The sequence below is a fragment of the Paraburkholderia ginsengiterrae genome, from assembly GCF_001645125.1.
In the GTDB taxonomy this organism is placed as follows: Bacteria; Pseudomonadota; Gammaproteobacteria; order Burkholderiales; family Burkholderiaceae; genus Paraburkholderia; species Paraburkholderia ginsengiterrae.
The window spans coordinates 67,857-87,423 of record NZ_LXKA01000065.1 but is presented as its reverse complement, the minus strand read 5'-3'; the positions used below and the strand labels follow the sequence as shown (position 1 = coordinate 87,423).

The 19,567-nt window shown below is 64.7% G+C and carries 21 protein-coding genes and 1 riboswitch; of the genes, 18 read left to right on the top strand and 3 right to left on the bottom strand.

Annotation, left to right across the window (positions count from 1 at the left end):
* Positions 1-22: 22 nt before the first annotated feature.
* The 3 genes from A6V37_RS04820 to A6V37_RS04810 form a co-directional block, all read right to left on the bottom strand.
* On the bottom strand, positions 23-601 hold the full coding sequence (locus A6V37_RS04820; RefSeq protein ID WP_064267501.1) for a hypothetical protein: 579 nt from the start codon (positions 599-601) through the stop codon (positions 23-25).
* Positions 602-983: 382 nt separating this feature from the next.
* Entirely contained in the window at positions 984-1,793 is an 810-nt protein-coding gene (locus tag A6V37_RS04815; protein ID WP_064267502.1) for an SDR family NAD(P)-dependent oxidoreductase, read from the bottom strand.
* A complete protein-coding gene (locus tag A6V37_RS04810) occupies positions 1,790-3,541 on the bottom strand; it encodes an ABC transporter ATP-binding protein/permease (protein WP_064267503.1) in 1,752 nt (583 codons plus the stop codon). Before A6V37_RS04810 ends, A6V37_RS04815 begins: the two co-directional genes overlap by 4 nt.
* Positions 3,542-3,862: 321 nt before the next feature.
* Positions 3,863-3,984, top strand: a riboswitch (TPP riboswitch).
* 220 nt (positions 3,985-4,204) lie between these two features.
* On the opposite strand from A6V37_RS04810, the gene A6V37_RS04805 reads away from it, so the two are divergent.
* From A6V37_RS04805 to hisB, 18 genes are all read left to right on the top strand, one after another.
* Positions 4,205-5,335, top strand: coding sequence for an FAD-dependent oxidoreductase (locus A6V37_RS04805; RefSeq protein WP_064285820.1), 1,131 nt, complete (start codon positions 4,205-4,207; stop codon positions 5,333-5,335).
* Between the two features lie 66 nt (positions 5,336-5,401).
* Positions 5,402-5,599, top strand: a complete 198-nt coding sequence (thiS, locus tag A6V37_RS04800; protein ID WP_064285819.1) for a sulfur carrier protein ThiS — start codon at positions 5,402-5,404, stop codon at positions 5,597-5,599.
* Between the two features lie 69 nt (positions 5,600-5,668).
* Complete coding sequence (locus A6V37_RS04795) at positions 5,669-6,484, top strand: thiazole synthase (protein WP_157447850.1); 816 nt, start codon at positions 5,669-5,671, stop codon at positions 6,482-6,484.
* Complete coding sequence (gene thiE / locus A6V37_RS38760) at positions 6,481-7,584, top strand: thiamine phosphate synthase (RefSeq protein WP_075643414.1); 1,104 nt, start codon at positions 6,481-6,483, stop codon at positions 7,582-7,584. The genes A6V37_RS04795 and thiE overlap by 4 nt, the downstream gene beginning before the upstream one ends.
* A gap of 94 nt (positions 7,585-7,678) precedes the next feature.
* Entirely contained in the window at positions 7,679-8,500 is an 822-nt protein-coding gene (locus A6V37_RS04785; protein ID WP_064267507.1) for an ABC transporter ATP-binding protein, read from the top strand.
* Positions 8,497-9,264 carry a lipid asymmetry maintenance ABC transporter permease subunit MlaE gene (gene mlaE / locus A6V37_RS04780; protein ID WP_064267508.1) on the top strand — a complete coding sequence of 256 codons (768 nt, stop codon included), beginning with the start codon at positions 8,497-8,499 and terminating at the stop codon, positions 9,262-9,264. The genes A6V37_RS04785 and mlaE overlap by 4 nt, the downstream gene beginning before the upstream one ends.
* An 89-nt stretch (positions 9,265-9,353) precedes the next feature.
* Complete coding sequence (gene mlaD / locus A6V37_RS04775; RefSeq protein WP_064267509.1) at positions 9,354-9,896, top strand: outer membrane lipid asymmetry maintenance protein MlaD; 543 nt, start codon at positions 9,354-9,356, stop codon at positions 9,894-9,896.
* Between the two features lie 11 nt (positions 9,897-9,907).
* A complete protein-coding gene (locus A6V37_RS04770) occupies positions 9,908-10,870 on the top strand; it encodes an MlaA family lipoprotein (protein WP_064267510.1) in 963 nt (320 codons plus the stop codon).
* 114 nt (positions 10,871-10,984) lie between these two features.
* Complete coding sequence (locus A6V37_RS04765; RefSeq protein WP_064267511.1) at positions 10,985-11,617, top strand: MlaC/ttg2D family ABC transporter substrate-binding protein; 633 nt, start codon at positions 10,985-10,987, stop codon at positions 11,615-11,617.
* The gene (locus A6V37_RS04760) at positions 11,614-11,907 is read left to right on the top strand and encodes an STAS domain-containing protein (protein ID WP_064267512.1); all 294 of its coding nucleotides are present in this window, start codon (positions 11,614-11,616) and stop codon (positions 11,905-11,907) included. The genes A6V37_RS04765 and A6V37_RS04760 overlap by 4 nt, the downstream gene beginning before the upstream one ends.
* 244 nt (positions 11,908-12,151) lie before the next feature.
* Positions 12,152-13,084 carry an ABC transporter ATP-binding protein gene (locus tag A6V37_RS04755; protein WP_064267513.1) on the top strand — a complete coding sequence of 311 codons (933 nt, stop codon included), beginning with the start codon at positions 12,152-12,154 and terminating at the stop codon, positions 13,082-13,084.
* Positions 13,081-13,845 (top strand): ABC transporter permease, encoded by a 765-nt coding sequence (locus A6V37_RS04750; protein ID WP_064267514.1) that lies wholly within the window; start codon positions 13,081-13,083, stop codon positions 13,843-13,845. Before A6V37_RS04755 ends, A6V37_RS04750 begins: the two co-directional genes overlap by 4 nt.
* 15 nt (positions 13,846-13,860) lie before the next feature.
* Positions 13,861-14,100, top strand: coding sequence for a BolA family protein (locus tag A6V37_RS04745; protein WP_006052280.1), 240 nt, complete (start codon positions 13,861-13,863; stop codon positions 14,098-14,100).
* A 12-nt stretch (positions 14,101-14,112) separates the two neighbouring features.
* Entirely contained in the window at positions 14,113-15,474 is a 1,362-nt protein-coding gene (gene murA / locus A6V37_RS04740; protein WP_242665787.1) for a UDP-N-acetylglucosamine 1-carboxyvinyltransferase, read from the top strand.
* Entirely contained in the window at positions 15,471-16,169 is a 699-nt protein-coding gene (hisG, locus tag A6V37_RS04735) for an ATP phosphoribosyltransferase (RefSeq protein ID WP_064285817.1), read from the top strand. The genes murA and hisG overlap by 4 nt, the downstream gene beginning before the upstream one ends.
* 56 nt (positions 16,170-16,225) lie before the next feature.
* On the top strand, positions 16,226-17,548 hold the full coding sequence (hisD, locus tag A6V37_RS04730) for a histidinol dehydrogenase (protein WP_064267517.1): 1,323 nt from the start codon (positions 16,226-16,228) through the stop codon (positions 17,546-17,548).
* A gap of 209 nt (positions 17,549-17,757) precedes the next feature.
* Positions 17,758-18,828 (top strand): histidinol-phosphate transaminase, encoded by a 1,071-nt coding sequence (gene hisC, locus A6V37_RS04725; protein WP_064267518.1) that lies wholly within the window; start codon positions 17,758-17,760, stop codon positions 18,826-18,828.
* A 111-nt stretch (positions 18,829-18,939) separates the two neighbouring features.
* Positions 18,940-19,527 carry an imidazoleglycerol-phosphate dehydratase HisB gene (gene hisB, locus A6V37_RS04720; RefSeq protein ID WP_064267519.1) on the top strand — a complete coding sequence of 196 codons (588 nt, stop codon included), beginning with the start codon at positions 18,940-18,942 and terminating at the stop codon, positions 19,525-19,527.
* Positions 19,528-19,567: the final 40 nt, after the last annotated feature.

Here is a 19,567-nt window from a genome sequence, read left to right as displayed (position 1 = left end):
AAGGGGCACGCGCCTAATTCACCTAATTCACCTGAGACGCTTGAATGGTTCGCAGCGGCTGCCGCGCGAAGTCGGTTTGATCGACCACCATACGCTCGATCAGGCCGTTGAGTTTGGTCGACGCCGACGAGAAGCGGTCCGTGTTCAGGCCGCCCGTCTGATAGCGCGCCGTGACGAGAATGCGGCCGTTCTGGATCAGCGTCAGATCGATGATCGAGAGGTACTGGATCGTTTCGTCGCTGAACGAACGGCGGCCATAGTCGATTGCGGCGTTGTAGACGAGGCGCGCTTCGCATGCCGCGGGCGAGGTGCCCGGATTGTAGACATCCGAACGAATGCCGCGCCGGTCAAGCGCGAGTTGCAGCGCCGGCACGAAGTCGCCGACCGACACGTTCTGGTTCACTTCGATACACACCTGGCGCACGTCGGCCGGCTTGCCGTTGACGAAGGTCGGCGACGAATAGTTGGCCGCGATCGCGTAGCCTGCCTGAATGACCGAGCCGGTGGCGTCAGCCGCCTGAATCAGTGTCCATGCGCAGCCGTTCAAACCGAGCGCGAGCGTGGCGGAGGCGGCGAGCCACGCGCAGGGCCACCGCCACATGAGGCACACAGCCTGTGGGGCGCGCGCGACAGCGTCAGCGCGCATGCCGCCGATGATGGTCGCGAGGCGGTGTCTGGCAGCGCTCAGGGCGTGTGACGATTGATGACGAATCACGACGGTTGGCGGCGATCAGCACCACGCCCGGCGCACAGTGCCGAAGAACGTGAGCGGCGAGCGAATGACATGGGCTGCGAGTCCGGTAGCGATGAATGATGGGGAGCGGGGCGTGGTACGGCCCGCATAGCTATCGTCGCTGGCGAGGGGCTTTTTCAAAGCGCGGAACAGATTGCCCGCTTCGCAAATGCTTGCGAACTCTTCTCGGGTGTTTCCGGATGTTGCGCGGGCTCGCGGCGGCGCGCGGCTCGCACCGCTCGCGGCAAGCTCAGCCGAGCGTGAGACCGCCGTCGATGTGGATCACCTGGCCCGTGATGTGGCGCGCTTCGTCGGAGAGCAGGAAGGCGATCAACGCGGCGATATCCGCGGGTTCGGCGACATGGCCGAGTGGCGTTGCTTCGGCGGCGCGGGTCCACGCCGCTGCATTATCGGCACTCGGGCCGCGATCTTTGCGGGTATAGCCAGGCGCCACACAATTTACGGTCACGCCATGCGGCGCGAGTTCGGCTGCTGCCGTTTTCGCCAGCGATTCGAGCGCCGCTTTCGCCGCCGCCGTGGCGGCAAACGGTGCGTCTGCACGATAGCGGTGTGCAACGAACGAACTGAGGGCGACGACGCGTCCGCGCTTCGACGTTTCCAGCGCGGGCGTCGCGCGTTTGACGAGCGCCGCGAACGCCGCCGGCATCGCGGCGAAGGCTGTGCTTAAGGCGTCGGCGTCGAGCGCGTTCAGCGTTTGGCGCTGTGCGTGCCCCGCATTGGCGACCAGTTGATCGAGTGCGCCGAACGTTGCCAGCGTCTGGTGGACGACATGTTCCGCGGCGCCACGCTCGGCGAGATCGCCGAACACGGTTGCGCAGCGTGCGCCGCTCGCACCGCAATCGGCGGCGACTTGTGCCAGGCGTTGACGGGCTTCCTGATCGGCGCCGCGTGCGTGCAGCATCAGCGCCGAGTGCGGTGCGGCGAGCCGCCGGGCCAACGCGGCGCCGATGCCGGAGCCCGCGCCCGTGATCAGGACGACGCGCCCGAATCCGGCGCTGGCCGCGTCGTTCGGAGTGCTCACGTCGCCCATGTCGCTCATGCCGCGACTGCTTCGCCCGAACGTTCGACGTCGAGCGTCTCGTCATGGAACGCAGCAAGCGACTCGCGATGCGCGACGCTGACAATGGCCGCCTTCGGCAGCCGCTCCGTGAACAGGCGGTACAGGCGCGCTTCGTTTTCCGCGTCGAGCGCGCTGGTCGCTTCGTCGAGGAACAGATAGTCCGGCTTGTGCAGCAGCACGCGCGCGGCGGCAAGGCGTTGCTGCTCGCCCGGCGAGAGGATGCGCGTCCAGTGTCCCGACTCCTGCAGACGGTCGGCGTACTCCGACAGATGGCAGGTGACGAGCGCTTCGCGGTATTCGTCGTCGGTGTAGGTGTCGGGCGCGGACGGATAGGCGAGCGCCGCCTTGAGCGTGCCGATCGGCATGTAGCTGACCTGCGGAATGAACATCATGCGGGCGTTGACCGGCGCGTCGATCGAACCGTCGCCGAATGGCCACAAGCCGGCGAGGGCGCGCATCAGCGTGCTCTTGCCCGACCCGGACGGCCCGCGCACCAGCCAGCGCGAGCCCGGTTGAATCGCGATATCGCGAATGCGCGACAGCGGATTGCCGTTCGGCAATGCGAGCCTCAGGCCGTCGGTAGTGAGCTTGTCTTCGTCGACCATGTGCAGATTGATGCCGCCATGGGCGGTGGCCGGCGAGACCGACTCTTTCAGATGCGGCGAGTGCACGACGCGCTTGAATTCACGCAACCGGTTCACGGTAGCGCGCCATTCGACGAGGGAGCCGTAACTATTGATGAACCACGAAAACGAGTCGCTGACCGTGCCGAACGCGCTCGAAATCTGCATCAGCACACCGAACGTAAATGCTCCCGCGAAGTAGCGGGGCGCGGCGACCACCAGCGGAAAGATGATGGCAATCTGGCTGTAGAAGGCCGTGACAAAGGTGAGGCGCTTGGTGTACTTCATCACCTGCCACCAGTTGTCACGAATGCGGCCAAACAGTGAGTGCGCGTTCTTCTTCTCGGTATCCATGCCGTTGTAGAACGCGATCTGCTCGGCGTTCTCGCGCAGGCGGATCAGGCCAAAGCGGAAATCCGCCTCGACTTTCTGTGCCTGGTAGTTGATCGGCACGAGCGGATGGCCAACCTTCTGGATGATCACCGATCCGACTACCGCGTACAGAGCCGCGGCCCACACCATATAACCCGGAATCTGCACCGGCATGCCGCCGAGCGAAACGGTCAGCGCACCGGCGAGCGACCACAGGATCGTCATGAACGAGACCAGCGTGACGATCGTGGACAGCAGGTCGAGCGTTAGCGAGAGCGTGCTGGTGGCGAGCGATTGCAGGTCGTCGCTGATCCGCTGGTCGGGGTTGTCGGCCAGCCGGTCGCGTTCGATCCGGTAGAAGGCGCTGTCGCGCAGCCATTCGTTGAGATAACGCGTGGTCAGCCACTGGCGCCAGCGGAAGCCGAGCATCTGGCGCAGATAGCGGCCGTACACTGCAAGGATGATGAAGCCGAACGCGAGCCCCGAGAACACCATGAGCAGGTGCGGGAAATCGTGCACGTTCTTGGTTTGCAGCGCGTTGTAGAAGTCGGCGCTCCAGCGGTTCAGGCGCACGTTGATCCACACGATGAGCAGGTTCATCACGATGATCGCGATGAGCAGACCCCACGCCGTATTCCGTTCTTCGGAGACCCAGTAGGGTTTGATCAGGCTCCAGGCGGAGACTTTATCGTCAGGCGGCAGCGCGGGGCTGGCGGAGGTATTCGATGTCATGAGCATCCTGAAGAGAAGTGCTGGCCCACGTGGGCTGGCCCGTCCGGGTGAGGGCCCGATTCTGCAGCGAAGCCCTTAAACGAGAATTAATTTCCCGCTTAAGGGCGCCGCCCCGGTGCTGCCTCGACGTCGCCGCGATCAGGGCGAGGCCGGCTGTGCGCATCACCCGCGCCGCGTTCACGCGGCATCCGATCCGGGCATTGTGCCAGAGCGCCGCCCTCAAACGTATTCATAACGAGATAGATGGTGCCGGATCAAACCGGGCGCAGGGTCGGCAGGCGCTGGTTTGCGGGCGCCGCGTCTTTTATGGTCTAATGACCTTCGACGAAACAGGGGTGCTTTGCGCCGGCGGCATGATTCTCATGCTGCGGTAGCGAGGCTGAGAGAGACCCTTTGCACCCGATCCGGGTAATACCGGCGCGGGAAGTTTCCGGAAGCAACCAGTCTTCCTTACCCCGCCGGGCGGCGTCCGTCATTGGATCGCGCATTGCCCGGCCGGTCTCACCCGCCGGTTTCGTCCTGGGTACGTGTGTGTTTTTGACCGTACGGAAAGGACTCGATGACCGCCTATTCTTCAGACATGTGTTTTGCTCTTCGTCACGCCGCCTTCTGTGCGCCGTGCCGCGTTCGCGTTGCTTGCCGTTGCGAAATGGAGCGTGTGCGATGAGCCGTCCTGCACAACCCGATTTCGCCGTGCTCGGCGGCGGCCGCTGCGGGCGGCTGGTCGCGTGGCGTCTCGCGGGACAAGGGCATCGCGTGGCGCTCTATGAGCGGGGCGACGCCAAAGGTTCGCAGGCCGCGGCGTGGGTCGCCGCCGCCATGCTCGCGCCGCTCGCGGAGGCCGCGAGTGCCGAACTGCTGATCACGCGGCTCGGTGCGAGCTCGCTCGAAACCTGGCCGCAAATACTGGCCGACTTGCCCGAACCGGTGTTCTTCCAGCGCAATGGCACGCTGGTCGTCTGGCATCACGCCGATCGCACCGAAGCACCACTATTCGAACGCCGGGTGCGCTCGAACGCCCCGGCTGAACTGCTGGACGGCGGCTTCGTGACGCTGGCGGGCGCGCAGCTCGGCGCCGCCGAGCCCGCGTTGGCGGGGCGCTTCAACCAGGGCTGGCTGCTGCCGCACGAAGGACAACTGGATAATCGCCAGGTACTGACCGCGTTGGCCGCGGGCCTCGCCGAGCGCGGTGTCGATACGCACTGGAATACGCCGGTCGACGAGCATGCGCTGCCGCCCGCCCGCGTCACGATCGACTGCCGGGGCCTCGGCGCGAAGCCCGTGCTGCCCACGCTGCGCGGCATTCGCGGCGAAGTCGCGCGGGTGCACGCGCCCGGCATCAACCTGACCCGCCCGGTGCGGCTGCTGCATCCGCGCTATCCGCTCTATATCGCGCCCAAGCAGGACGACCTCTATGTGATCGGCGCGACCGAAGTGGAAGGCGAGGACATGTCGCCGGTCAGCGTGCGCTCAGCGCTCGAATTGCTGAGCGCGGCGTTTTCCGTGCATCCCGGCTTCGGCGAGGCACGCATTCTCGAACTGAATTCGCAGTGCCGCCCAACTTTGCCGGACCACCGTCCGGCCTTGCTGTGGGATGGCGCGCAGACACTGCGCGTGAACGGCCTGTACCGGCACGGCTACATGATTGTGCCCGAAGTCGCCGACGAAGCCGCGCGCTTCGCCGCGGCGCTGCTCGACGGACGCATCGGTGACGCCGATGCCTTCGCCGGCTGGCAGCGCGACGCGCGCTGGAGCGAGCTGTTCCACCTGGACTCCGCGCGGGAGCCGGCATGAGCGTCGTGCGTTCTGTCGCCGCGCACCGCGCCGCTTTCGCCATCGATTGAACCGTATTCGAACACCATGGACATTCATATCAATCAGAAGCCGTTGTCGTTGCCCGCCGGCGCGACTGTTGCCGATGCGCTCGCCGCCTACGGCGCGCGTCCGCCGTTCGCGGTCGCGCTGAACGGCGATTTCGTGGCGCGCACCCAGCATGCGGCGCGCGCGCTGCAGCCGGGCGACAAGCACGATGTCGTGCAACCCGTGGCGGGCGGCTAATTGCCGTTAAGTGCCACCCAGGCGCCCCGTCACGCATGGCCGGATTGCCGGAGACAAAAGATTATGCAAATGACTTCCCCCCAGACCGCCGACGCGCTCACGCTGTACGGCCAGACTTTCGCGAGCCGCGTGCTGCTCGGCACGTCGCGCTATCCGTCGCTGCAATCGCTGTCCGATTCGATCGCGGCGGCGCGGCCCGGCATGGTGACCGTCGCGTTGCGCCGGCAGATGAACGAAGGCACCGCGGAAGCCGGTTTCTTCGACCTGCTCAAGCGCCACGGCGTGCCCCTCCTGCCGAACACGGCCGGTTGCCTGACCGTCGGCGAGGCCGTGACGACCGCGCAGATGGCGCGCGAAATCTTCGAAACCGACTGGATCAAGCTCGAACTGATCGGCGACGACTACACGCTGCAACCCGACCCGGTCGGCCTGATCGAAGCGGCCGCGCAACTGATCAAGGACGGCTTCAAGGTGCTGCCGTATTGCACCGAGGATCTGGTGATCGGCCGTCGTCTGCTCGATGCCGGCTGTGAGGCGCTGATGCCGTGGGGCGCGCCGATCGGCACGGGCAAGGGCGTGATTAATCCGTACGGTCTGCGTGTGTTGCGCGAGCGTTTGCCGGACGTGCCGCTGATCGTCGACGCGGGGCTCGGCGTGCCGTCGCACGCGGCGCAGGTCATGGAGTGGGGCTTCGACGGCGTGCTGTTGAACACGGCCGTGTCTCAGGCCACGCACCCCGACGCGATGGCGCGGGCCTTCGCGCTGGGCGTCGAGGCCGGCCGCGAGGCATTTCTGGCCGGGCCGATGGCCGAGCGCGAAAGCGCGCACGCGAGCACGCCGGTGGTCGGCATGCCGTTCTGGCATCAAGATGGGAGCGCCGCATGACGCAGACTTTGGCATTGAAAGACCGCGACCTCTTCTGGCCGCCCGCCGACGAACTCACGGAAGCCGCGGAGCGCATTCGCGCCCGGCTCGGCGACTGGCCGCCGACCCACGCGCCGTGGCGCATTTGCCTGACCGCGCCGGACGAGCCGAACGGCGGCGACCTGATCGTCATCGCCGATGCGCAGGAGCATGGCGAGCAGGTGGCGCGCTGGCTGGTGCAGGGCACCGGCGTGGTGGAAGCCGCGCAGGACAAGGCGACGCTGCATCTGGGCGGTGAAAAATACCGCCTCGAAGGTCATCTCGCGGAAGACTGGATCGCCGCGCTGGCCGCGTTCCTCGACTGCGGTTTCGATCCGCACGACGCGCTGGTGCTGGCGCTCGCCTGGCGCGACGGCGACGAAACCCGCGCCGACGATGCCTTCCCCGCCGATCTCAGCCGCTTCCCGCGTCTGACCGGCTTGCCTGAGGCGCCGGCGCAAGCGTTCGCGCGCTGTCCGGACCGGCTCGGCCTCTACCCGGTGCTGCCGACCGCGGAATGGGTCGAGCGGGTGGTGGGTTTCGGCGTGAAGACGGTCCAGTTGCGCCGCAAATCGGCGGAACCCGCCGACGAGCTGAAGAGTGAAATCGCTCGCTGCGTGGCCGCCGGCCGCCAGCTCGACGCCCAGGTGTTCATCAACGACCACTGGCGGGCGGCGCTCGACGCGGGTGCCTACGGCGTCCACCTCGGCCAGGAGGACGTGCACACGGCGGACCTGTCCGCGCTGGCCGCGGCCGGCATCCGGCTCGGCCTGTCGACGCACGGTTTCTACGAGATTCTGAAGGCGCTGCATTTCCGGCCCAGCTACATCGCCTTGGGCGCGGTGTTTCCGACCACCACCAAGGTCATGCCGACCGCGCCGCAGGGTCTCAAGCGCCTTGCCCGTTATGTGCGGCTGCTCGACGGCGTCGTGCCGCTGGTGGCGATCGGCGGCATCGACCTGCAAGTGCTGCCGGACGTACTGGCGACGGGAGTCGGGTGCGCGGCCGTGGTGCGAGCGGTTACGGAGGCGGCGGATCCCGCTGCCGCCGTTTCTGCATTGCAGCAAGGGTTTACGCGATAATGGTCACGTTTCGTTAAGGGACAGGGCACCTCACGGCAGCTTTTCGATGATGGCCCTATAATTCGGCCTTCCGTGTAAAAGGACTGTCAGTTACGTGTCTTCTTCCCCCGAGACCCTACTCGAGCTGCGCGACGTCGACTTCGGTTATGGCGACCGGCTCGTCCTGTCGAACCTGAATCTGCGCTTCAAGCGCGGCCAGGTCGTCGCGGTCATGGGCGGCTCGGGTTGCGGCAAAACCACGGTGCTCCGTCTGATCGGCGGTCTGGTGCGCGCGCAGCGCGGCCAGATCCTGTTCCACGGCCAGGATGTCGGCCAGCAAACGCGCGACGGCCTGTATGCGCTGCGCCGCAAGATGGGCTTGCTGTTCCAGTTCGGCGCGCTGTTCACCGACATGTCGGTATTCGAGAACGTCGCCTTCGCGCTGCGTGAGCACACCGACCTCCCAGAAGAACTGATTCGCGACCTCGTGTTGATGAAGCTCAACGCGGTCGGGTTGCGCGGCGCGCGCGATCTGGCGCCGTCGGAGATTTCGGGCGGTATGGCGCGGCGCGTGGCGCTTGCACGCGCCATCGCGCTCGACCCGGAACTGATGATGTACGACGAGCCGTTCGCCGGCCTCGATCCGATTTCGCTCGGCATCACCGCGAATCTGATTCGCGCGCTGAATCAGGCGCTGGGCGCCACCTCGATCCTCGTCACGCACGACGTGCCGGAATCGTTCGCGATTGCCGATTACGTGTATTTCCTCGCCAACGGCGGAGTTCATGCCGAAGGCACGCCCGCTGAACTGCGGGCGTCGACCGATCCCACGGTGCGCCAGTTCATCGACGGCGCGCCGGACGGCCCGTTCAAATTCCACTATCCCAGCCAGACGCCGCTTGCGGCGGACTTCGGCATTGGCGGAGGTCAGTCATGATCAGTTCGATCGGCCGCTCGGTGCTCGACGGGCTGGGCACGGCCGGCTACGCCACGCGCTTTTTCTTCCGGCTCGTGTTCGAGTTCTTCCCATTGTTGCGCCGGCCACGTCTTGTCACGAAGCAGATCCACTTCGTAGGTAATTATTCGCTGGTGATCATTGCCGTGTCGGGGCTGTTCGTCGGCTTCGTGCTCGGCCTGCAGGGCTATTACACGCTGAACCGTTACGGCTCGGAGCAGGCGCTCGGACTGCTGGTCGCGTTGTCGCTCGTGCGTGAGCTCGGGCCGGTGGTCACGGCGCTGCTGTTCGCAGGACGCGCCGGCACGTCGCTCACCGCCGAGATCGGCCTGATGAAAGCGGGCGAGCAACTCACGGCCATGGAAATGATGGCGGTCGACCCGGTCAAGGTCGTGGTCGCACCGCGCCTGTGGGCGGGCATCATCTCGATGCCGGTGCTGGCCGCAATTTTCAGCGCGGTCGGCGTGCTCGGCGGTTATGTGGTGGGGGTGCTGCTGATCGGTGTCGACGCCGGCGCGTTCTGGTCGCAAATGCAGGGCGGCGTCGATGTCTGGCGCGATGTGGGCGCGGGGGTCGTCAAGAGCGTGGTGTTCGGCCTTGCCGTGACGTTCGTGGCGCTGTTTCAAGGCTATGAAGCCAAGCCGACGCCGGAAGGCGTGTCGCGGGCTACGACCAAAACGGTCGTGTATGCGTCGCTTGCGGTGCTTGGTCTCGACTTTCTGCTGACCGCACTGATGTTCAGCTAAGACTGCGCCGCGCGTTGTCCGCCGCAGGCGCTTGATTGAGCGCGCGGCGGGGAGTGCCGGCGGCGTGGTGGATTCACTTTGGGATAACGATGAAAAAGACTGCTCTCGACTTCTGGGTCGGCCTGTTCGTGGTGCTGGGTTTCGTGGCGCTGCTGTTTCTCGCGCTGAAGGCCGGCAACATGAGCTCGTTGTCGTTCCAGGCAACGTATCCGGTCAAGCTCAAGTTCGACAATATCGGCGGACTGAAGGCGCGCGCACCCGTGAAGAGCGCGGGCGTGACGGTCGGCCGGGTCGCCTCGATCGGCTTCGACAGCAATGCCTACCAGGCTGTCGTCACAATCGACATCGACAAGCAATACCAGTTTCCGAAAGACACGTCGGCGAAGATCCTGACCTCGGGGCTGCTCGGCGAGCAATACATCGGGCTCGAACCCGGCGGCGACAGCGAGATGCTCAAGGCGGGGGACACCATCGCCATGACGCAGTCGGCGATCGTGCTGGAAAACCTCATTGGGCAGTTCCTGTATAGCAAGGCCGCCGATTCGGGCGCGTCCAAGCCGGCCGCCTCCGCGGCCGCACCCGCGGCAGCGCCCGCGCCTGGCTTGCCGGCCTCCGGCGCGGCCGGTCAATAAGGAGAACAAGAATGCAGACCCCCCGCAAAAGCGGCGTGCGCGCCTTTCAGGCCGGCAAGCTGGCAGTAGCCGCCGCGCTGCTCGCCGGCTGCACGACCGTACAGACGCCGACCAAGGGCGATCCGTTCGAAGGTTTGAACCGTACGATGTTCACCGTCAACGACAAGCTCGACCAGTACGCGTTGAAGCCGGTCGCCAAGGGCTACGTGTTTATCACGCCGCAGCCGGTACGCGACAGCGTGACGAACTTCTTCTCGAACATCGGCGACGTCTACATTGCGGCGAACAACCTGCTGCAGCTGAAGATCACCGACGGTGTCGAAGACATCATGCGGATCGTGATCAACACGGTGTTCGGCGTCGGTGGCCTGTTCGATGTGGCGACGCTTGCCAAGCTGCCCAAGCACGAAAACGACCTTGGTCTGACACTCGGCCATTATGGCGTGCCGGCGGGTCCGTACCTGGTGCTGCCGTTGTTTGGGCCGAGCACCGTGCGCGACGCGGTCGGCTCGATCGGCAACTACTACGTGAACCCGCTCAGCTATATCGATCCTCCGGGCCTGAGCTGGGCGCTGTACAGCCTGAACGTGATCAACACGCGCGCGAACCTGCTGAGCGCGAGCGATGTGCTGGAAGGTGCCGCGCTCGACAAGTATTCGTTTGTCCGCAATGCGTATCTGCAACGCCGCCAGTATCTGCTGTCGGACGGCAAGCAGTCGCAGGCGCTGCCGAACTACGGGGACGAAGCGCCGTTGCCGAAGTATGAAGACGTCGAGGGCAGCGCGCCTGCTTCGGGCACGGCCGCGGCAACGCCGCCGCAGGCCGCTTCGGCCGCCGCCGCACCCGCAGCCGCGTCCGGCAGCTCCGAAACGCCGCCGCTGGACCTGAACGGCGGTCCTGAAACCACGCAGATTCCGGCTGGCCAACTGGTTCCGCCGTCGCGTTTTAATTTTCCGTCATTCAAATTGCACTGATCGTGCTGCCGTAACAAGTCGATACGACTCTCGCAGTTTGCGCATGGATTGCTGCTGAACTCGCGTGCTAATGTCGTCTCAAACGGTTGCACTCTTTTTAAGGCAGGGCTCGATATGAAAAAATTCTTCCTGATTCCGCTGTTCGCTGCGTTGTTCTCGTTCGTCAGTGCGGGTGCATCGGCACAAACCGTCGACAGCAGCTCGCCGGACGGCCTGATCAAGACCGTCACCCAGCAGGTGATCGATGAGATCCGCAGCGACAAGTCGATCCAGCAAGGCGACATTACGCACATCACCAAGCTGGTCAACGAGAAGATCCTGCCTTACACGGACTTCCGCCGCACCACGCAACTGGCGATGGGCCGCAACTGGCGCACCGCCACGCCCGACCAGCAAAACGCCGTGGTCGAGCAGTTCAAGATGCTGTTGATCCGCACGTACTCGGGCGCGCTGGCTCAGGTGCGCGACCAGCAGATCCAGTACAAGCCTTTCCGCATGAACCCGGACGACACCGACACGGTGGTGCGCTCGGTCGTGATGAACAACGGCTCGCCGATCGAACTCGACTACCGTCTGTACAAGACGCCGCAAGGCTGGCGCGTGTATGACATCAACGTGCTGGGCGCATGGCTGATCCAGGCGTACCAGCAGCAGTTCAACGAGCAGATCCAGCAGAAGGGCGTGGACGGACTGATCCAGTTCCTCACGCAGCGCAACCAGCAGCTCGCCGCAGGCAAGCAGTCGTGAGCGAAGTGCTGAGCCCCGTCGCAAACTGCTTCGCGAGCGGCGCGACGCTGACCCACGCGAGCGCGAACGCCGCGCTCGCAGCGGGTTTGCAACGTATCGCGGCGGGCGCGAACGGCGTGGACTGCGCGGCGCTTGCGCAGTTCGACTCGTCCGCGCTGGCCGTCCTCCTCGCGTGGCAGCGTGCCGCTCAGGCACGTGGCGCCACGTTCGAGATTGTCAATCTGCCGGCTGGTCTCGCCAGCCTCGCACAAGCCTACGGCGTCGATACCCTTCTCCCAGAGCGACATTGACGCTCTCATCGCGTCACTTGCCCGGCTCTGCGCCTGATCGCCCCTGAACGTGACGCTTCGCGCAGGGTAAAACCTCAGGCGGCCTGGGGTCTTCTTAAGAGATAGGGCCGCAGATTTTTGCCCTATAATCAAACGTTTTTTGGGGCTCATAACCGGCCCCAATTCCGTTTTTTCCTGTACTTGTGCGCCCTCTCAGGGCACCTCAGGGTTCCTTTAGGCGCCGCGGCACACGCGGCCCACAGTCATGTCAGCCATAGAAATTCGTAACGTCAAGAAGCGCTACAAGGACTTGCAAGCGCTCAAGGGCGTCAGCCTCACGGTGGAAGAAGGCGAGTTCTTCGGACTGCTCGGTCCGAACGGCGCGGGCAAGACGACGCTTATCAGCATCCTGGCCGGTCTCGCGCGTGCCGATGAGGGCAGTATCGCGGTGCGCGGCCACGACGTGGTCAGCGATTTCCGCGACGCGCGCCGCGCGCTCGGCGTGGTGCCGCAGGAACTCGTGTTCGATCCCTTCTTCACGGTTCGCGAAACCTTGCGCATCCAGTCCGGCTACTATGGGCTGCGCAACAACGACGCGTGGATCGACGAGATCATGGCCAATCTCGACCTCACCGAAAAAGCGGACGCCAACATGCGCGCGCTGTCGGGCGGCATGAAGCGCCGTGTGCTGGTCGCGCAGGCGCTGGTGCACCGGCCGCCGGTGATCGTGCTCGACGAGCCGACCGCGGGTGTCGACGTCGAATTGCGCCAAACGCTGTGGAAATTCATTTCCCGCCTGAATCGCGAAGGCCACACCATCGTGCTGACCACGCACTACCTGGAAGAAGCCGAAGCGCTGTGCGACCGCATCGCAATGCTGCGGCGCGGCGAGGTGGTGGCGCTGGATCGCACTAGCACGCTGTTGCAGCGTTTTGCCGGCACGCAGTTGTTCCTGCGCTTCGCGCAAGGCGTGCTGCCGACCGATCTGCGCGCGCTCGAGGTGGAAGGCGGCGCGGGCAACGGCAATGGCCGCCAGCATCTGCTGCGCCTCGCGAGCTACGACGACGTCGAAAAGATTCTCGCGCAGTGCCGCGCGGCGGGCTGCACGTTCGAAGAAATCGAAGTCCGTAAAGCGGATCTCGAAGATGTGTTCGTTCAGATCATGAACGGTCCGGAAGTGATCGAGGGGCTTGCATGAGCGGCTATAGCGGGTTCAATACGCTGTTTTACAAGGAGCTCCTGCGCTTCTGGAAGGTGTCGTTCCAGACCGTGCTGGCGCCCGTCATCACCGCGCTCCTGTATCTGACGATTTTCGGCCACGCGTTGCGCGGTCACGTGCAGGTCTATCCCGGTGTCGAATACACGAGTTTTCTGATTCCGGGCCTCGTGATGATGAGCGTGTTGCAAAATGCCTTCGCAAACAGTTCGTCTTCACTGATCCAGTCCAAGATCACCGGCAACCTGGTGTTCGTGCTGTTGCCGCCGCTGTCGCACTACGAGATGTTCGGTGCGTATGTGCTCGCCGCCGTCGTGCGCGGGCTGGCGGTCGGCTTCGGCGTGTTCATCGTGACGATCTGGTTCGTGCCGATCAGCTTCAACGCGCCGCTGCTCATCATTCTGTTTGCGATTTTCGGCGCGGCGATTCTCGGCACGCTCGGGTTGATCGCCGGCATCTGGGCGGAAAAATTCGATCAACTGGCTGCGTTCCAAAACTTTCTGATCATGCCGCTCACGTTCCTGTCGGGCGTGTTCTACTCGACCCACACGCTGCCGCCGGTGTGGCGCGAAGTGTCGCGGCTCAATCCCTTTTTCTACATGATCGACGGCTTTCGCTACGGTTTCTTCGGGATGTCGGATATCGATCCGCTCGTAAGCCTCGCGATCGTTGCCGGTTTCTTTGTGGTGCTGGCCGTCATCGCGATGCGCATGCTCGCGTCCGGCTACAAACTGCGCCACTGATCAGGAGCTTCTCTCATGTTGCCGACTCCCGAACAGGTCAAGCAATACATCGCGGCTGGGCTTGCCTGCCAGCATCTCGAAGTCGAAGGCGACGGCCAGCATTTCTTTGCGACCATCGTTTCGCCGAGCTTCGAAGGCAAGCGTCTGATCCAGCGACATCAACTCGTGTACGCGGCGCTCGGCGACCGCATGCGCGAAGAAATCCACGCGCTCAGCATGAAAACGCTGACGCCCGCCGAATGGCAGAACGCGTAATCTGGAAATTTAGTGCGAATTACTCAAGAAGGGCGCGACGCCGGTAGCGGCGCGCCGAACACAGTCAAAGCAGGCCCGGCACCGGTCCGGGCAGATCAGGAACTGACAGGCATGGATAAACTCGTCATTGAAGGTGGCTCCCCGCTGTCGGGTGAAGTCGTCGTTTCAGGTGCGAAGAATGCGGCGTTGCCGATCCTGTGCGCGAGTCTGCTCAGCGCGGAACCCGTGCACCTGGAGAACGTGCCCGACCTGCAGGACGTGCGCACCATGCTCAAGCTGCTCGGCCAGATGGGCGTGCAGATCGAAGGCGGCGCCGGGCGTGTGTCGCTGAACGCGTCGCAGGTCGATAACGTCGTCGCGCCGTACGAACTGGTCAAGACCATGCGTGCGTCGATTCTCGTGCTCGGGCCGCTGGTCGCACGCTTCGGTCACGCGCGCGTCTCGCTGCCGGGTGGCTGCGCGATCGGTGCGCGTCCGGTAGATCAGCACATCAAGGGCCTGCAGGCCATGGGTGCCGAGATCACGATCGAGCACGGCTTCATCGAAGCACGGGCCAAGCGTCTGAAGGGCGCGCGCATCGTCACCGACATGATCACGGTGACCGGCACGGAGAACCTGCTGATGGCAGCGGTGCTGGCCGAAGGCGAAACGGTGATCGAGAATGCCGCGCGCGAGCCGGAAGTCGGCGATCTGGCGCATCTGCTGGTCGAAATGGGCGCGAAGATCGAGGGTATCGGTACGGACCGCCTCGTGATCCAGGGCGTCGACAAGCTGCACGGCGCGAAGCACACAGTGATTCCAGACCGCATCGAAGCCGGCACGTTCCTGTGCGCGGTGGCGGCGGCCGGCGGCGACGTCACGTTGCGTAAGGTGCGCCCGCTGATTCTCGAAGCGGTGACGGAAAAACTGCGCGAAGCCGGCGTCACGATCGAAGAGGGCGACGACTGGATGCGTGTGCGTATGGACAAGCGTCCGAGCGCCGTCTCGGTCCGCACGTCCGAATACCCGGCGTTCCCGACCGACATGCAGGCGCAGTTCATGGCGCTGAACGCAATCGCTGATGGCACCTCGCAAGTCGTCGAAACGATTTTCGAGAACCGCTTCATGCACGTGCAGGAACTGAACCGTCTGGGCGCCAACATCACGATCGACGGCAATACGGCGCTCGTGACCGGCGTCGGCCAGCTTTCCGGCGCGATGGTGATGGCGACCGACCTGCGGGCGTCCGCGAGTCTCGTGATCGCCGCGTTGCGCGCCGACGGCGAAACGCTGATCGACCGGATCTATCACCTGGATCGCGGCTACGACCGGATGGAAGCGAAGCTCACCGCGATCGGCGCGAAGGTCCGCCGGGTGTCCGGGAGCCAGGCATGAGCGCGATGCCGCAAACGTCGTCGTCGCCGGCCGTGAGCGCGCCGCTCACGCTGGCGTTGTCGAAAGGGCGTATCTTCGAGGAGACGCTGCGGCTGCTCGCCGCCGCCGGCATTGAAGTGGCCGAAGACCCGGAAACCTCGCGCAAGCTGATCCTGCCGACCACCGACGCGAACCTGCGCGTGATCATCGTGCGCGCCACCGACGTGCCGACCTATGTCGAATACGGCGCGGCCGACTTCGGCGTGGCGGGCAAAGACGTGCTGCTCGAGCACGGCGGCAGCGGGCTGTATCAGCCGGTCGATCTGGATATTGCGCGGTGCCGCATGTCGGTCGCGGTCGCCGCTGGTTTCGATTACGCGAACGCGGTGCGCCAAGGCGCCCGCCTGCGCGTGGCGACCAAGTACGTCGAGACCGCCCGTGAGCATTTCGCCGCCAAGGGCGTGCACGTCGATCTGATCAAGCTGTACGGCTCGATGGAGCTCGCACCGCTGGTTGGTCTGGCCGATGCGATCGTCGACCTGGTGAGTTCGGGCAATACCTTGCGCGCCAACAATCTGGTCGAGGTGGAGGAGATCATGCAGATCTCGTCGCGCCTCGTGGTGAACCAGGCTGCGCTCAAGCTCAAGCGCGCCGCGTTGCGGCCGATCCTCGACGCGTTCGAACGCGCGTCGAAAACCGGCGCTACGACCGCCTGATCGGCCTGATCGTGTCAGTGTGACCCCGCTGTAGCCTTTCCCGAACGGATACCCGTATGTCTATCAAGATTCGCAAACTCGATTCCACCGCTCCTGGCTTCCAGAAGTCGCTGCACGCGGTGCTCGCGTTCGAGGCGAGCGAAGACGAAGCAATCGAGCGCTCGGTCGCGCAGATTCTGAACGACGTGAAAGCGCGCGGCGACGCCGCGGTGCTCGAATACACGAACCGCTTCGACCGTGTCGAGGCGAAGAGTGTCGGGGCGCTCGAACTGCCGATGTCGGAGCTGGAGGCGGCCCTCGAAGGCCTCGAGCCGAAGCGCCGCGCGTCGCTCGAAGCGGCGGCGGCGCGCGTGCGCGGTTATCACGAGAAGCAGAAGATCGAGTGCGGCAGCCATAGCTGGCAGTACACGGAAGCCGACGGCACCGTGCTCGGCCAGAAGGTCACGCCGCTGGATCGCGCGGGTATTTACGTGCCGGGCGGGAAGGCGGCGTATCCGTCGTCGGTGCTGATGAACGCGATTCCGGCGCGGGTGGCCGGCGTGCGCGAAATCGTCATGGTCGTGCCGACGCCGGACGGCGTGAAGAATTCGCTGGTGCTCGCGGCGGCGCTGCTGGGCGGTGTGGATCGTGTGTTCACGATCGGCGGCGCGCAGGCGGTGGGCGCACTGGCTTACGGCACGGAAACGGTGCCGGCTGTCGACAAGATCTGCGGCCCGGGCAACGCGTATGTTGCGTCGGCCAAGCGCCGCGTGTTCGGCACGGTCGGGATCGACATGATCGCCGGGCCGTCGGAAATTCTGGTGCTGTGCGACGGCACCACCGACCCGCGCTGGGTCGCGATGGACCTGTTCTCGCAAGCCGAGCACGACGAGCTCGCGCAATCCATTCTGCTGTGCCCGGACGAGGCGTTCATTGCCCGCGTGCACGACGCGATCGACGAGCTGCTGCCCACCATGCCGCGCCGGGATGTGATCCGCACGTCGCTGGAAAACCGTGGCGCGCTGATCAAGGTGCGCGACATGGCGGAAGCTTGCGCGATCGCCAACGACATCGCGCCGGAACACCTGGAAATCTCGGCGCTGGAGCCGCATCAGTGGGGGCAGTTGATCCGCCATGCCGGCGCGATCTTCCTCGGCCGCTACACCAGCGAAAGCCTCGGCGACTACTGTGCTGGGCCGAATCACGTCCTGCCTACGTCTCGTACCGCACGGTTCTCGTCACCCTTGGGCGTCTATGATTTCTTCAAGCGTTCGAGCGTGATCGAGGTCAGCGCGGAGGGCGCGCAGACGCTTGGCGAGATCGCCGCCGAGCTGGCCTATGGCGAAGGGCTGCAGGCGCACGCACGCAGCGCAGAATATCGGATGCGGCAAAACGGCTGAGCGCGGCGAACTGGAGCGCCGGCCGGGCGGCGGATGACCGAAGGGCTTCGGGCCGCGTCCGGCGGGTAGTCGACGGGTAACCGACGCATAACCGACGGGTTTCGAGCCGCGCTCCGTTTAAATAACGACAACAGAGAGACCAACCTGAGGCGGCCCGCATGCCGCCGACACCGGGCTGCCGCTCCCCACGCGGCCCGGTCCACTGACCTATGACGACACCTCAAGACATCATCCGCCGCGACGTGCTCGCGATGACGAGCTATCCGGTTCCGGACGCTACGGGCTACATCAAGCTCGACGCGATGGAAAATCCGTTTGCGCTTCCGCCGGTGCTGGCCGCGCATCTGGGCGAGCATCTCGCGGGGGTGGCGCTCAACCGCTATCCGGCGCCGCGCCCGGACGCCCTGATCGAGAAGATCAAGCGTGTGATGGGCGTGCCGGCCGGCTGTGACGTGCTGCTCGGCAACGGCTCGGATGAAATCATCAGCATGCTGTCGGTCGCGTGTGCCCAGCCGGGCGCCAAGGTGCTCGCGCCGGTGCCGGGTTTCGTCATGTATCAGATGTCGGCAAAGCTGGCGAACCTCGAGTTCGTCGGCGTGCCGCTGAAGGCGGATTTCACGCTGGACACCGAAGCGATGCTGGCTGCCATCGCCGAGCACCAGCCGGCGATCATCTATCTTGCGTATCCGAACAACCCGACCGGCACGCTGTTCGACGACGCCGACATGGAGCGCATCATCGCCGCGGCGAACCGCAGCCTCGTGGTGATCGACGAGGCCTACCAGCCGTTTGCGCAGAAAAGCTGGCTGCCGCGTGCCGACGCCTTCGACAACGTCGTCGTCATGCGCACGGTGTCCAAGCTCGGCCTCGCCGGGATCCGGCTCGGCTATCTGGTCGGCAAGCCTGCCTGGCTGACCGAATTCGACAAAGTGCGGCCGCCTTACAACACCAACGTGCTCACGCAAGCCGCTGCCGATTTCCTGCTCGATCACGTCGACGTGCTCGATACGCAAGCCGCGCAATTGCGCGAGGAGCGCACGAAACTCGCCCACGCGGTGGCCCAATTGCCGGGCGCCGAAGTGTTCCCGAGCGCCGGCAACTTCCTGCTGGTGCGGGTGCCCGATGCCCCGGTTCTTTTCGAAACGCTACTCACGGCGCGGGTTCTGATCAAAAACGTGAGTAAAATGCATCCATTGCTGGCCAATTGCGTGCGGCTGACCGTTGGTTCGCCTGAAGAAAACGCGCAATTGCTCGCCGGCCTGAAACTCGTGCTGCGCTGAACGGCACGCCGAATGGCCGCGTGAGCGCCGCGCAGTTGTGCGGCGGCGCGCGGCCGGCCGATTTCCCATCCCACACTACCATTGCTTTCTAGCTAGATTCGAGGAATTACCATGCGCCTTGCGGAAGTCGTTCGCAACACCAGCGAAACGCAGATCCGTGTGAAGATCAATCTGGACGGCACCGGACAGCAAAAGCTGGCCACCGGCGTGCCGTTTCTGGACCACATGCTCGACCAGATCGCGCGGCATGGATTGTTCGACCTCGAGATCGAAGCGCATGGTGACCTGCATATCGACGACCACCACACGGTCGAAGACACCGGCATCACGCTCGGCCAGGCGGTGGCGAAAGCCATCGGTGACCGCAAGGGCATCCGCCGCTACGGTCATTCTTACGTGCCGCTCGACGAGGCGCTGTCGCGCGTCGTGATCGATTTTTCCGGCCGTCCAGGCCTCGAATTCCATGTGCCGTTCACGCGTGCGCGTATCGGCACGTTCGACGTCGATCTGTCCATCGAGTTTTTCCGCGGGTTCGTGAACCACGCGGGCGTTACGCTGCATATCGACAATCTGCGCGGCCTGAACGCCCATCATCAGATGGAAACGGTGTTCAAGGCCTTCGGGCGGGCGTTGCGCATGGCCACCGAACTGGACGAACGCGCGGCGGGGCAGATTCCGTCGACCAAGGGCAGCCTTTAAGCGCTCATTGGCCAGCTTAGTTAACCAGCTTAGTTAGCCG

Bases quoted from the DNA above. Each gene is read 5' to 3' on its own strand.
- hisC (WP_064267518.1), top strand. From the start codon at position 17,758: ATGACGACACCTCAAGACATCATCCGCCGCGACGTGCTCGCGATGACG.
- A6V37_RS04820 (WP_064267501.1), bottom strand. From the start codon at position 601: ATGTGGCGGTGGCCCTGCGCGTGGCTCGCCGCCTCCGCCACGCTCGCG.
- A6V37_RS04815 (WP_064267502.1), bottom strand. From the start codon at position 1,793: ATGAGCGACATGGGCGACGTGAGCACTCCGAACGACGCGGCCAGCGCC.
- A6V37_RS04770 (WP_064267510.1), top strand. From the start codon at position 9,908: ATGCAGACCCCCCGCAAAAGCGGCGTGCGCGCCTTTCAGGCCGGCAAG.
- hisG (WP_064285817.1), top strand. From the start codon at position 15,471: ATGAGCGCGATGCCGCAAACGTCGTCGTCGCCGGCCGTGAGCGCGCCG.
- hisB (WP_064267519.1), top strand. From the start codon at position 18,940: ATGCGCCTTGCGGAAGTCGTTCGCAACACCAGCGAAACGCAGATCCGT.
- A6V37_RS04795 (WP_157447850.1), top strand. From the start codon at position 5,669: ATGACTTCCCCCCAGACCGCCGACGCGCTCACGCTGTACGGCCAGACT.
- mlaE (WP_064267508.1), top strand. From the start codon at position 8,497: ATGATCAGTTCGATCGGCCGCTCGGTGCTCGACGGGCTGGGCACGGCC.
- hisD (WP_064267517.1), top strand. From the start codon at position 16,226: ATGTCTATCAAGATTCGCAAACTCGATTCCACCGCTCCTGGCTTCCAG.
- A6V37_RS04755 (WP_064267513.1), top strand. From the start codon at position 12,152: ATGTCAGCCATAGAAATTCGTAACGTCAAGAAGCGCTACAAGGACTTG.
- A6V37_RS04750 (WP_064267514.1), top strand. From the start codon at position 13,081: ATGAGCGGCTATAGCGGGTTCAATACGCTGTTTTACAAGGAGCTCCTG.
- A6V37_RS04745 (WP_006052280.1), top strand. From the start codon at position 13,861: ATGTTGCCGACTCCCGAACAGGTCAAGCAATACATCGCGGCTGGGCTT.
- mlaD (WP_064267509.1), top strand. From the start codon at position 9,354: ATGAAAAAGACTGCTCTCGACTTCTGGGTCGGCCTGTTCGTGGTGCTG.
- A6V37_RS04810 (WP_064267503.1), bottom strand. From the start codon at position 3,541: ATGACATCGAATACCTCCGCCAGCCCCGCGCTGCCGCCTGACGATAAA.
- thiE (WP_075643414.1), top strand. From the start codon at position 6,481: ATGACGCAGACTTTGGCATTGAAAGACCGCGACCTCTTCTGGCCGCCC.
- A6V37_RS04805 (WP_064285820.1), top strand. From the start codon at position 4,205: ATGAGCCGTCCTGCACAACCCGATTTCGCCGTGCTCGGCGGCGGCCGC.
- thiS (WP_064285819.1), top strand. From the start codon at position 5,402: ATGGACATTCATATCAATCAGAAGCCGTTGTCGTTGCCCGCCGGCGCG.
- A6V37_RS04765 (WP_064267511.1), top strand. From the start codon at position 10,985: ATGAAAAAATTCTTCCTGATTCCGCTGTTCGCTGCGTTGTTCTCGTTC.